Annotated in this window: 15 protein-coding genes and 1 tRNA gene; 9 read left to right on the top strand and 7 right to left on the bottom strand. The window is 59.4% G+C overall.

The window, feature by feature from the left end; all coding sequences use genetic code 11:
* The first annotated feature begins 19 nt into the window (after positions 1-19).
* The 5 genes from nifS (at position 20) to CKO27_RS22505 (ending at position 4,056) form a co-directional block, all read left to right on the top strand.
* On the top strand, positions 20-1,243 hold the full coding sequence (gene nifS, locus CKO27_RS22525; RefSeq protein ID WP_200377161.1) for a cysteine desulfurase NifS: 1,224 nt from the start codon (positions 20-22) through the stop codon (positions 1,241-1,243).
* 196 nt (positions 1,244-1,439) lie between these two features.
* Positions 1,440-1,700, top strand: coding sequence for an HvfA family oxazolone/thioamide-modified RiPP metallophore (locus CKO27_RS22520; protein ID WP_200377160.1), 261 nt, complete (start codon positions 1,440-1,442; stop codon positions 1,698-1,700).
* A 19-nt stretch (positions 1,701-1,719) separates the two neighbouring features.
* A complete protein-coding gene (locus CKO27_RS22515) occupies positions 1,720-2,577 on the top strand; it encodes an HvfB family MNIO-type RiPP peptide maturase (RefSeq protein ID WP_200377159.1) in 858 nt (285 codons plus the stop codon).
* Positions 2,570-3,397 carry an HvfC family RiPP maturation protein gene (locus tag CKO27_RS22510; RefSeq protein ID WP_200377158.1) on the top strand — a complete coding sequence of 276 codons (828 nt, stop codon included), beginning with the start codon at positions 2,570-2,572 and terminating at the stop codon, positions 3,395-3,397. Before CKO27_RS22515 ends, CKO27_RS22510 begins: the two co-directional genes overlap by 8 nt.
* Before the next feature lie 191 nt (positions 3,398-3,588).
* A complete protein-coding gene (locus CKO27_RS22505) occupies positions 3,589-4,056 on the top strand; it encodes a hypothetical protein (RefSeq protein ID WP_200377157.1) in 468 nt (155 codons plus the stop codon).
* A 100-nt stretch (positions 4,057-4,156) separates the two neighbouring features.
* Here the strand turns inward: CKO27_RS22505 and CKO27_RS22500 are convergent, their stop codons facing one another.
* Positions 4,157-5,221: an NAD(P)-dependent alcohol dehydrogenase gene (locus tag CKO27_RS22500; protein ID WP_200377156.1), complete on the bottom strand. Its 1,065-nt coding sequence runs from the start codon at positions 5,219-5,221 to the stop codon at positions 4,157-4,159.
* 18 nt (positions 5,222-5,239) lie between these two features.
* Positions 5,240-5,401: a hypothetical protein gene (locus CKO27_RS22495; RefSeq protein WP_200377155.1), complete on the bottom strand. Its 162-nt coding sequence runs from the start codon at positions 5,399-5,401 to the stop codon at positions 5,240-5,242.
* 214 nt (positions 5,402-5,615) lie between these two features.
* On the opposite strand from CKO27_RS22495, the gene CKO27_RS22490 reads away from it, so the two are divergent.
* A tRNA-Thr gene (locus tag CKO27_RS22490) sits at positions 5,616-5,691 on the top strand.
* A 197-nt stretch (positions 5,692-5,888) separates the two neighbouring features.
* Here the strand turns inward: CKO27_RS22490 and CKO27_RS22485 are convergent.
* Together CKO27_RS22485 and CKO27_RS22480 are read right to left on the bottom strand one after the other, a co-directional pair.
* Positions 5,889-6,239: a hypothetical protein gene (locus tag CKO27_RS22485; protein ID WP_200377154.1), complete on the bottom strand. Its 351-nt coding sequence runs from the start codon at positions 6,237-6,239 to the stop codon at positions 5,889-5,891.
* A 15-nt stretch (positions 6,240-6,254) separates the two neighbouring features.
* Positions 6,255-6,551 carry a BrnT family toxin gene (locus CKO27_RS22480; protein ID WP_242471079.1) on the bottom strand — a complete coding sequence of 99 codons (297 nt, stop codon included), beginning with the start codon at positions 6,549-6,551 and terminating at the stop codon, positions 6,255-6,257.
* Positions 6,552-7,068: 517 nt separating this feature from the next.
* Between CKO27_RS22480 and CKO27_RS22475 the strand changes: the two genes are divergently transcribed.
* Positions 7,069-7,275, top strand: a complete 207-nt coding sequence (locus CKO27_RS22475; RefSeq protein ID WP_200377152.1) for a hypothetical protein — start codon at positions 7,069-7,071, stop codon at positions 7,273-7,275.
* A 196-nt stretch (positions 7,276-7,471) separates the two neighbouring features.
* Positions 7,472-8,188: a DUF4124 domain-containing protein gene (locus CKO27_RS22470; RefSeq protein ID WP_200377151.1), complete on the top strand. Its 717-nt coding sequence runs from the start codon at positions 7,472-7,474 to the stop codon at positions 8,186-8,188.
* A 221-nt stretch (positions 8,189-8,409) separates the two neighbouring features.
* On the opposite strand, the gene CKO27_RS22465 is transcribed toward CKO27_RS22470, so the two are convergent.
* The 3 genes from CKO27_RS22465 to CKO27_RS22460 form a co-directional block, all read right to left on the bottom strand.
* A complete protein-coding gene (locus CKO27_RS22465) occupies positions 8,410-8,706 on the bottom strand; it encodes a ribbon-helix-helix protein, CopG family (protein WP_200377150.1) in 297 nt (98 codons plus the stop codon).
* Between the two features lie 159 nt (positions 8,707-8,865).
* Positions 8,866-9,195 (bottom strand): HGGxSTG domain-containing protein, encoded by a 330-nt coding sequence (locus CKO27_RS25405; RefSeq protein WP_420825858.1) that lies wholly within the window; start codon positions 9,193-9,195, stop codon positions 8,866-8,868.
* A 97-nt stretch (positions 9,196-9,292) separates the two neighbouring features.
* Positions 9,293-9,730, bottom strand: a complete 438-nt coding sequence (locus tag CKO27_RS22460; RefSeq protein ID WP_200377149.1) for a hypothetical protein — start codon at positions 9,728-9,730, stop codon at positions 9,293-9,295.
* A gap of 471 nt (positions 9,731-10,201) precedes the next feature.
* Here CKO27_RS22460 and CKO27_RS22455 point away from each other — a divergent pair, with 471 nt between their 5' ends.
* A complete protein-coding gene (locus CKO27_RS22455) occupies positions 10,202-10,660 on the top strand; it encodes a hypothetical protein (RefSeq protein ID WP_200377148.1) in 459 nt (152 codons plus the stop codon).
* The last annotated feature ends 59 nt before the right edge of the window (positions 10,661-10,719 follow it).

Genomic DNA, 10,719 nt, shown 5'->3' with positions numbered 1-10,719 from the left:
CCCAGAACGAGGAACCGCCATGACCACCGCCGCCATCTCAGGCATCTATTTCGACAACAATGCCACCACCATGGTCGCCCCCGAGGTCGTGGAGGCCATGCTGCCGTACTTCACCGAGCAGTTCGGCAATCCCTCGTCGATCCACCAGTTCGGCAACCGGGTCGGTCTGGCGATCAAGCAGGCGCGCGCCCAGGTCCAGGCGCTGCTCGGCGCGGAGCATGACTCCGAGATCGTCTTCACCTCCTGCGGCACCGAATCCGACTCCACCGCCATCCTCTCGGCCCTCAAGGTCCAGCCGGAGCGCCGGGAGATCATCACCACCGTCGTGGAACATCCGGCGATCCTAGCGCTGTGCGAGAACCTGGAGAAGGATGGCTACAAGGTTCATTACCTGCCGGTCGACGGCAAGGGACGGCTGGACCTCGACGCCTACCAAGCCTTGCTCTCGGAGCGGGTCGCCATCGTCTCGGTGATGTGGGCCAACAACGAGACCGGCACCCTCTTCCCGGTGCTGGAAATGGCCGAGATGGCCAAGGCCGCCGGGGTGCTCTTCCACACCGACGCGGTTCAGGCGGTCGGCAAGATCCCCATCGATCTTCAGAGCAGCGCCATCGACATGCTCTCGCTCTCCGGCCACAAGCTGCACGCGCCCAAGGGTATCGGCGTGCTCTATCTGCGCCGCAACACCCGTTTCCGTCCGCTGCTGCGCGGCGGCCATCAGGAACGCGGCCGACGCGCCGGAACCGAGAACAGCGCCTCGATCGTCGCGCTCGGCAAGGCGTGCGAGCTGGCGCTGGCGCATATGGATCGGGAGCGCAACGAGGTCCGCGCGCTGCGCGACCGCCTGGAGCAAGGCATTCTCGCCGTCGTGCCCCATTGTTTCGTGACCGGCGACCCGGACAACCGTCTGCCCAACACCGCCAACATCGCCTTCGAGTACATCGAGGGCGAGGCCATCCTGCTGCTGCTCAACAAGCTCGGCATCGCCGCCTCCAGCGGCTCGGCCTGCACCTCCGGCTCGCTGGAGCCATCCCACGTCATGCGCGCCATGGGCATCCCCTACACCGCGGCCCACGGCACCACCCGCTTCTCGCTCTCGCGCTACAACAGCCTGGCCGAGGTCGAGCGGGTCATCGACGCCATCCCACCCATCATCGCCCAACTGCGCAAGCTCTCGCCCTACTGGGGCGAGAACGGCCCGATCCAGGATCCGGAACAGGCGTTCGCACCGGCCTATGCCTGAGGGCGAGCCGCGGCGGACGGGGCCTATTGGAGGAAAAACCGCTAATTTTGCCTGGCTTTTCTGGATAATCCTCAAGGCTTGTTTCCCTTCACGGGATTGCAACCCGGAACAAAGCAACCAACTCCTGAACCTTGTGGCCGACCACTCGCGAGGCCCCAAGCTCGATCCGTCAAGCATCCGTTTCCGGGAGACCAGCATGAGCAAGCACAGCCTCACCCCCGCCGCCGCCCTGGTTGGCGCCGCCCTCGTCGGCGGCCTGGGCACCCTGGGTCTGGCCCAGGCCGCCGGCAATCCATTCGCCGCCCAGCCCTTGGACGCCGGCTACAAACACATCGCCGAGGCCGATACCGAGGGCAAGTGCGGCGAGGGCAAATGTGGGTCCGACAAGGGCACCGAAGGCAAGTGCGGCTCCGATAAGGATAAGGGTCAGGAAGGCAAATGCGGCGGCGCCACCTGATCCGCCCCGACGCCGCGCCATGGAGCGCCGCGCGACGTCCCTTCATGGCGCCGGTCTCGGCCTGCGGCGTGCCTTTCTGGACGCCCTGGCCGAGCGGACTCCAACCCAGGTCGATTTCCTCGAAATCGCCCCGGAGAACTGGATCGTTCTGGGCGGCCTCAATGGGCGCCGTCTGCGCGCCCTGACCGAGCGCCATCCCTTCGTCTGCCATGGCCTGTCGCTCTCGATCGGCGGCCCGACCGCGCTCGATCTGGACTTCGCGCGGCGCCTCAAGACCTTCCTCGACAGCCACGGCATCCATGACTACAGCGAGCATCTGAGCTACTGCGCCGACGAGGGGCAACTCTACGATCTGCTCCCCATCCCTTTCACCTGGGAGGCGGTCCGGCACGTCGCCGAGCGCGTGCGTCAGGCGCAGGACATCCTGGAACGGCGTATCGCCCTGGAGAACGTCTCCTATTACGCCGCCCCTGGGCAGGAGATGAGCGAGATCGATTTCATCCGGGCGGTGCTCGCGGAGGCCGACTGCGACCTGCTGCTGGATGTGAACAACATCCATGTCAACGCCATCAATCACCGCTACGACCCAGTGGAGTTCCTGCGCCAACTGCCAGGCGAACGCGTCCGCTATGCCCATGTCGCCGGGCACTATGTCGAGGCCGAGGATCTGCTCATCGACACCCATGGCTCGAATGTGATCGATCCGGTCTGGGATCTGCTCGGGACGGCCTACGCGACCTTCGGGGTCTTTCCGACCCTGCTGGAGCGCGATTTCAATCTCCCGCCGCTCGACAGCCTGCTGTTGGAGGTGGATCGAATCCGGACCATCCAGCAGGCCCATCTCGGGCCAGCGGAACGGTGTCTGGCCCGTGCTTGAGCCAGCCGATTTCATCCGCCGTCAGCTCGCCTTCGCCGCCCATCTGCGCGACCCCGAGACGGCGCCCGCGCCGGCCGATGTCGAGGAACGTCGGCTGGCGATCTATCGCGATCTGGTCTTCAACAATCTCTCGTCCCTGCTGGCCGGGAGCTTTCCGGTGCTGCATCGAATCCTGCCGGAGGCGCACTGGCGGGAGCTGATCTGGGACTTCCTGAGGCGCCATCGCGCCAGGTCACCGCTGTTTCCGGAGCTTCCGGAGGAATTTCTTGATTTCCTCGGCTCGGTACGCCGGGACGATCCCAGGGATCCGCCCTTTCTGCTGGAGCTGGCGCACTACGAATGGGTCGAACTGGCACTGCGAAACAGCGAGGCGTCGGCGGATCCCGAGACCATCGATCCCGACGGGGATCCATTGCTCGGCCATCCGGCGGTCTCGCCGCTGGCCTGGAATCTGACCTACCGTTTCCCCGTCCATCGTCTCGGACCCGACGTCCAGCCCGAATCGCCGCCGCCGGAACCGACCCATCTGGTCGTCTACCGCACGCCGGATGAGCGCATCGCCTTCCTGGAAATCAATGGGGTTACACAGCGATTACTGATCCTCCTCGGGGAAGAACCGGCGCTGACCGGTCGCGCCGTCTTGAACCGCATCGCCGCCGAGCTGGGTCATCCGGATCCCGAACAGGTCATCCTTTTCGGTTCGGCGCTGATGGCGGATCTGCGCGCCTGCGGCGTGCTGCTTGGGACCGAGACAGTTCCGGTCCTACCAGGAGCCGATGAGACGCCCGTCACGAATATCGGCCATCGTCGAGCCGGCTGACCTCCGAGACCGAGCTTCACTCCACCTCACGGCCTATGATGAGCTCGGCCGTTTGACACCCGGCCAGGCTTACCGGGCGCGGTGGACCCGTCAAACGAACCGCCTGCCAAGAAACGCCCCCTGTCGCGAAGCCGTCACGTTCGCGCGCGGGTGGTCGCCAACCAAGATCCGAGAAAGAGAGGCTTTGAATCATGCGCAAGCTTGCATTGGCTCCGATTGTTTTGTTGATCGCCTCTGGCCACCTGTCCGCGTCGGAGAACCCGGCCAGCGCCGCGGCACCTCCAACCGCGGCGCCGGTGGTGGCAACAGTCCCGGCGGCTCCGGCAACTCCGGCTCCAGTTCCAACGACAGTACCGAGCCTAAGCGGGAAATGGCTTTCCAGCCTGATCGACGAGGTTTTCCTTGAGCAATCGGGCGACAAGATCACGGGCACTTATGAGTACATGGATGACGATGACGTCACGCAGTCGGGCAAGATCGAAGCCGTCTTGAAAGATCAGGTCATTCAGGGAAAGTGGTGGGAACGCCCCAAGGTCGGGAGTGGGGAGGAAATGCGTGGCGATCTTGAGTGGAAGGTAGTCGATGACGGCAAGTCATTGATGGGTTGGTATCGCGATGAAGGCGACGAAGAAAAAACGGACTGGAATCTGACCCGCTAGCCCCTTCCGAGGCTCGTCCTTGCTACCCGCCTTGAGCGCGGGTAGTGGGGACGATCGTTCCCGAAGGCGCCAATCCGCTCGGGCGACGCCAGCCGGTCTCTCAATCGCCACCGCCCTCCGGCTTGAGCGAGGCCATGTCGATGACGAAACGGTATTTGACGTCGCTGCGCAGCATCCGCTCGTAGGCCGCGTTGACCTGCTGGATCGGGATAAGCTCGATGTCCGAGACGATGTCGTGCTCGGCGCAGAAATCGAGCATCTCCTGGGTTTCCCGAATGCCGCCGATCAGGGAACCGGCGAGCCGACGCCGCTTGAAGATCAGATTGAACACGGTCGGCGAGGGATGTGGGTTCTCAGGCGCGCCCACCAGGCACAGGGTTCCGTCACGCTTGAGCAACTCCAGATAGGCATCCAGATCGTGCGGCGCGGCCACGGTGTCGAGGATGAAATCGAAACTCGCCAGATGGCGCCTCATCTCGTCGGGTTTTTTCGAGATCACCACCTCATCCGCCCCCAGCCGGAGGGCATCGGCCGTCTTGCCCGGAGAGGTGGTGAACAACACCACCTCGGCGCCGAAGGCATGGGCGAACTTGACCCCCATGTGACCCAGGCCACCGAGACCGACCACGCCGACCTTCTGGCCCGGCCCCACGTTCCACTGCCGCAGCGGGGAATAGGTGGTAATGCCTGCGCACAGCAATGGCGCGACCGCCGCCAGATCAAGCTTCTCGGAGACCCGCAGCACGAAGCCTTCATCGACTACGATCCGGTTGGAATAGCCGCCATAGGTCATCTTTCCGGTAGACGGATCCGGGCTGTTGTAGGTCAGGGTGAAGCTCGGGCAGAACTGCTCCAAGCCTTCCCGGCACTCGGGACAGGTACCGCAGGAATCGACCAGGCAGCCCACGCCCGCCAGGTCGCCGGCTTTGAATCCGTGGACCTCCGCGCCGACCTGGGTGACGCGGCCGACGATCTCATGGCCCGGCACCACGGGATAGAGGGTGTTGTGCCATTCGTCGCGGGCGGTGTGCAGATCCGAATGGCACACACCGCAGTAGAGAATCTCGATCTGAACATCGCGCGGGCCGGGCTCGCGCCGCTCGAAGTGGAACAGATCCAACGGCGCCGTCGCGTTATGGGCGGCGTATCCAAGGGTCTTGGTCATGACAGGACGCTCCAGGAATCAAAGGTAAAAAACAGAGTAGCTGAGTCGATCATGATTTCCACCTGGCCAGATCCGCTCGAATTCGCAGGCGATCAGGCCGTTGGCCTCCGGCGTCCCGCGCCCTCCATCCAAGAATCGGCGACGTCGACCAGGCACATCGGCGGTCAGAAGAATCGCCATGACACTCCAGCCGCTCCTGGGGCAGAAAACGATACGCTTGTGTTTCCTCCAGACGCTAAAAACGCCTGGAAGGCTCTCGGTGGTCCGCTCGGCCAAGTGCTCCAGCAACGGCGCCACCTGGCGGTTGCCGTGCGCGTCCCACTCTGGACGCAATTTCGTTATATACTCTGCATCCCCAAGTCTAGATATTCCACTAGACAATGATTTCCGCCTCGCTGGCGTAGCTCAGTTGGCAGAGCAGCTGATTTGTAATCAGCAGGTCGTCGGTTCGAATCCGACCGTCAGCTCCAATAAAGACAGGGGGTTAGCTTCATCGGCTAACCCCTTTTTCTTTGCCGAAACCAATTTTAGGTGACGCTATAGGTAACAATTGGGTTTTGAGCAAGGATTTCAGACTCAGACTCCAGACCACAAAAAACCCCGCCGGAGCGGGGTGGGTTTGAGTTTTTTCGGTTAGCTTAGGTAGCTATGTTTGATGGCTATCAGGCTAACCGTGTGTGCCAGATCGCGACTCTTCTTCGCTGGCGGCATCTTCTTCACGCCGCAGCTTCATTTCTCGCACGGCTTGCCGAAGAATTTTCTTCTTTTCGCAATCCGCGAAGCGCACCAGGACTTGGCGCATGAGCGGCTGATAGCCGATGCCGTTTAGCTGCGCGATCATCTTGAAGTCATCAATCAGCGACTTCTGTAACCGGATCGAGATTGGCTGAAGCTCAAGCGCCAGATCAATCTCGTCTTCGTTAATGTCGTCCGCGACCGCAACGAAGTTGGCATCGACGCCAAGTTCACGTCGTTCCCAAGCTTCGTCGGTCCCTGGGATCTTGCGGTCCACTGTCATTTTAGCTGCCTCTCGCTAACGTGTGTCTACCGACCAGTAGGGCTGGTAAATCCTGACCTCTGTCTCGTTCGGCTCGTATGCGGTTTTGATTTCGATGCCGTCAGACTGTTGTATGAACACGACTTTTAAGCGTCGCCCGAAATCGGTCTCGGAAATAAACCAACGTGTCGGCGGGGTTGTTCGATGTTCTTCGCGGGTGTCGTAAAGAAACCGACCCGCACGGTTCGCAAAACACTGGATGATTTCGTCTTCGGTGACGTGATGCTTCAGCGCCAGCTTGTCTCGTACTTTGGTTGACAGAATCAGGCTCAACGACATCCCCTGTTTGACAGATGTTTGTATATACTTGATTTGTCAGGATTCAGCCTTTTAACACTTAAACAATGTCAGTTTTACACTGTTTAAGCGACTCCAGACACTCAGAACTGTATATACCGAGCGACAGGAATTCAAGGTTAGAAAACGCTAGGATATTGCGGTTGATAACGCCCCCTCACAACCCGCCGTCCTACCAGACCGCGCGCCCCACAGCAAAAAACCCGCCTCGCGGGCGGGTCGGTTGGGTCATGGTGGCGGATCAGCAGGTGGTGGTGGTCTCGTCCGCTGCACCTGGATCGTCATGCCGCCTCCCGCATCGTGTCCCATCAATAATCATGATCGAAAGCCCTGGCATCGATAGGCGTTAGCTATTGATCGAGGGCGCTATCGGATAGCTCCCATCCATCCGTGCGCGTACTGCGCAACAAACCCTACCCGTATCCTTCCCGTCTCCCGTGCGTGTGCGCTATGCTGTTCGTGTGGGTCATCGTTTCTCGACAGGACAATCAGGATGAATTCGGAAATTTCTCCCGCAAAGCGCGCGCTCCCCTGGCTCTATTGGATGCTGTTCATTCTTGCTGTCTCGAACATCACAGCCCTGACGAGCTACGGCATCGCCGAGTATCTGGCCAGATTTGTCGCGACATCCATCGCCTTCGGTGGCGCTGTCTACGGCATTGCCTACGCAGGCTATGCGTTCAAGGCACGCAGGCATTAGGCGGTTGACAAAGATTTGTGGCTCATGGCCTGCCTCGGCCAAACCACCAATGGGGGTGGGATCGAATCCCAAGCCCATGCACTCTACGAGGCATGGCCCTATCAGTGATGGATGCTGTACTTGCTGACCACAAGCACTTGATTCTTAATGACTTGTAGAGTGCCTCATCACGCCAAAGGATAGAGGAAAAAGCGCCATGTTTTCAAAGTTCCTGATACTTGCTATCGGTTTAGTTTGCGTCAATTCGACAGCATTTTCTCAATACTACGAGTGTCGCGGATTGAATGGCATGATGTCATATCAAGACTTTCCGTGCCCAAATGGTTCTTCGCAACAGAAAAAGTTGACGCCCTTTGCTCAAGCCCTCCCGAGTTACTTGCCGCCTGCAACTAGCGTAGAAGATAGAACGCTGCGCTCTTCTTTTGATTACATTGATAGACAATACGAAACGACAATCGCTGAAGCTAGTATGAAAAATCAATACGGAAGCGATGTCGTGCCTTCTGGCTATTACAATTTTCTTCCGGGTGAAAGCGTGGAAGACTACAAGGAGCGCATTCGTAAATATTTCGAGGAACATGCCACCTTCGCTGATAAAGCATCACTATCTATCGATAAGGCGTCGTCTGGGATTGGCAGTTCAATAAAAGATGTTGCGGGATTCTTCGATTACTCGGATTACTGCGACTGCATAATCGAGGAAATGGCCGGAACTCAGAATGACGTGGCCGCGAAATCCGTAATTAGCGAGTGCAAGAAGCAAGCTTCAGAGTTTTCATGCGAAAATAAGAAAGGATCTTGGTTTGGGATAAAAAACAAAGATGAATGCATCACGAAGCATGCTCGCGCCGTTTCTTCTCCTGTCGGGGCAAAAGAAATCCAAAAGGTTTGCGGAAGAGCCTACGGGTCATAGCGCCCCTCTATTGATGGCAAGCAACGTGAAGCATCCATCCGCGCAGTCCTGGACCTCTCACCGCTAGCTCTCCGCGCGCACGAAGCGTGAAGCCAGTCGTCTTTGGGTGATTCCATAATTGTGGATGTTCCCTCGCGCGCGCGATGCGTGAAGCAACCGCATCCGCTGTAGCTTTCTGTATACTCCTCGCGCGCGCGAAGCCTTGGGGTAGTCCGCACCGATCAGGGCCGGTACTGAATCCGCATCTCGGTTGACCCATCCGGCAGTCTGGTGAATGCCTCGCGACTCCCGGTAGCCTGGAAGTAGAGGCGTAACAACCGCACGGCTTCCCGCGCGCATTGCTTGGGGTCGGCCTCATCCATCGCCATCAAGCCCTCGATCACTTCCGCTCGACCGCTCGCGCCTCGTTTCCGGACCATCCGATCCAGCCGTTCGACGGTCGCCGGATCAAGTCGGACCTGTACCAGTTGCTTGTCGTCTCGCGCCCGATAGCGCGATTGTTGTGCTGTTGTCGCCATGATTCAGACCCTAACAATAACTAAGACCAGCCACTTCCACGCACTCTACATACCGCCCGCTTGAGTCTGACCCACGGCACCGCCACGCACGAGATGAACCTAAGGGTAGTCGTCGGCAAGCCCATCACGCGCCCGCGCATATGGCGTACATAAAGCCCCTCATCCCGTCCTCTCCAGGATCGAGATCAAGTACGCTGAAAAGCCCATCGCCCGCGCGGCCGCCATCACACGAGCCTGTTTCGCTCGCTTGCGCCGGGTCTCCCAACCCTTCACTGACCGCGCTCGTCGGGTCTCGGCATGTAGAGGCGAGTTGATAACCGCGCTGGCCTTGCTGAGGTTCGCCCTTGCTACCTCCTTGCCCTCGGGTGTCTGTGGCCCGGTGCTGGCGCCACCGTGGAACTTGCAGCGCTTCGAGCCGGGGACGGGCTTGCACAAGCACCGCGTGCCGCGTCTCGTCTTCGCCCCGCACGTTGGTTTCCGGAATCGCATTCGACACCTAGCCAATAAGCCCTCGTCACGCGCGCGACGGGCTCGGGCGGGCGCCAGTCTTGCGGGATGAGTCGGGATTGCTCCGACTTGCTGTGAATCACAGCAACCTGTCTGCTTCGTCATCAAGCCCGGCCGCGCGCAGCTTCAAGGCCCACTGGTCCCATTCGGCAAGCGCGATTCCAGCGCAGGCCCGATGCTGGACCGTCAGCCGCTCATAGGTCCGCCAGTGCATGCCCTTCGGCTTACCTCCCTCGAATTCGAGGACGCCAGGAATCCAGCCCAGTCGCTCGCGCAGTATCTCGGCGCGCAGTTGTGCCCGTCCGCCGGCCGACTCCCGCTGGGATTGGTAAGACAGTCCGGTGCAGTGACGGCACACGAACACCTCGCCACCATAGAGCACGCCCGTTCGACTCCCGCAGCGCGGGCAGTGAAACAACGGCCGATGGCCGCCGAAGTGACAGGGCAGCCACTCGATGGTGACGGGATCGCTGTGCTCACGCCACGCGCCTTCGTTCCGCACCTTGTAGAGCAGCACCAGCCGTCCAGGCTCAGCTTGGTAACGTATCGAGCCCGTCTCAGCTCCGCGACAGGACCACCTAAGCGTCCCTGCGCTACCTGGACGCAAGCGCCCCTCGCGGTGCATCCAGCGCACGTCAAGTCTGAAGCGGCTGTCGAGTGTGGGTCTGCCGCTGTGCCGCCCTGATCCGATACCACCCATGTACGGCCTCAGAAATTTATCGAAATTCGTAAGCAACAGTTGCCGGAAATCATGGCATCTGGCGGGTGTTTCTAAAATAGTACGTAGGTTTATCTTGAACCTGCTTGCCAAGTGTTGAGCATGCGGGGGCATGCCCGATTCTTGCCGTTAGCGAATGCGTCATGCGTATACTTGGAGGCGGGACACATGCGAATCCTATTGATGCGCGTGGCCTCCTGATATTTCAACTGACTCGAAATCGAAAACTACGATTTTAGTTTCTTGCAAAGAAGACAAGGAGATTGCTCGATGAAACGTTTATTTCTGGGTTTCTTGGTAATTATTCCCATTACAGGGTATGGATGGAGCATCGGTTGCTCAATTGGCGTTTCGACATGCATTATATCGCAGGGAACCAAGATTCCATCACAGCAAGCCATTGAAATAATGGATTATTGTGAGAACTTTACCTATAACGACTTGGGGCGTCAGGCGCTTAGGCTAAATTTCAGTGAATTAGCAGAGAGATCTGGTGGGCACGACACTCCTTTGGTTCAGGCTTGGTTTGCATATGACTATTTGCGAAATAGCCCGCTTGCCTTCGCGCGACATAAAGAGTGGAGTCAAACAAGCTATCGTGATGTAACTCGCGCTTGCCAACAATTAAGCCTTGATTTCGACGATGATGCCAAATGGATTACCTGGTTCCGTGAACTGAATGAACCGTCTTCCAAGAATTCCCGTTACATAACAAGAGGATGGAGGTAAAATACGCCCATTCTAGGGCTCACCCGGCAGGTGACAAGTTGCGACGTTTCATCATCACG

The organism is Thiocystis violacea (assembly GCF_016583575.1).
Lineage (GTDB): Bacteria > Pseudomonadota > Gammaproteobacteria > Chromatiales > Chromatiaceae > Thiocystis > Thiocystis violacea.
Note: the sequence above shows the minus strand (reverse complement) of the source record. Positions and strands in the feature narration are given on the sequence as shown.

Coding starts and splice junctions, on each gene's coding strand:
- CKO27_RS22465 (WP_200377150.1), bottom strand. CDS start 8,706: ATGGCGACAACAGCACAACAATCGCGCTATCGGGCGCGAGACGACAAG.
- nifS (WP_200377161.1), top strand. CDS start 20: ATGACCACCGCCGCCATCTCAGGCATCTATTTCGACAACAATGCCACC.
- CKO27_RS25405 (WP_420825858.1), bottom strand. CDS start 9,195: ATGCGATTCCGGAAACCAACGTGCGGGGCGAAGACGAGACGCGGCACG.
- CKO27_RS22520 (WP_200377160.1), top strand. CDS start 1,440: ATGAGCAAGCACAGCCTCACCCCCGCCGCCGCCCTGGTTGGCGCCGCC.
- CKO27_RS22500 (WP_200377156.1), bottom strand. CDS start 5,221: ATGACCAAGACCCTTGGATACGCCGCCCATAACGCGACGGCGCCGTTG.
- CKO27_RS22470 (WP_200377151.1), top strand. CDS start 7,472: ATGTTTTCAAAGTTCCTGATACTTGCTATCGGTTTAGTTTGCGTCAAT.
- CKO27_RS22455 (WP_200377148.1), top strand. CDS start 10,202: ATGAAACGTTTATTTCTGGGTTTCTTGGTAATTATTCCCATTACAGGG.
- CKO27_RS22515 (WP_200377159.1), top strand. CDS start 1,720: ATGGAGCGCCGCGCGACGTCCCTTCATGGCGCCGGTCTCGGCCTGCGG.
- CKO27_RS22475 (WP_200377152.1), top strand. CDS start 7,069: ATGAATTCGGAAATTTCTCCCGCAAAGCGCGCGCTCCCCTGGCTCTAT.
- CKO27_RS22495 (WP_200377155.1), bottom strand. CDS start 5,401: ATGGCGATTCTTCTGACCGCCGATGTGCCTGGTCGACGTCGCCGATTC.
- CKO27_RS22485 (WP_200377154.1), bottom strand. CDS start 6,239: ATGACAGTGGACCGCAAGATCCCAGGGACCGACGAAGCTTGGGAACGA.
- CKO27_RS22505 (WP_200377157.1), top strand. CDS start 3,589: ATGCGCAAGCTTGCATTGGCTCCGATTGTTTTGTTGATCGCCTCTGGC.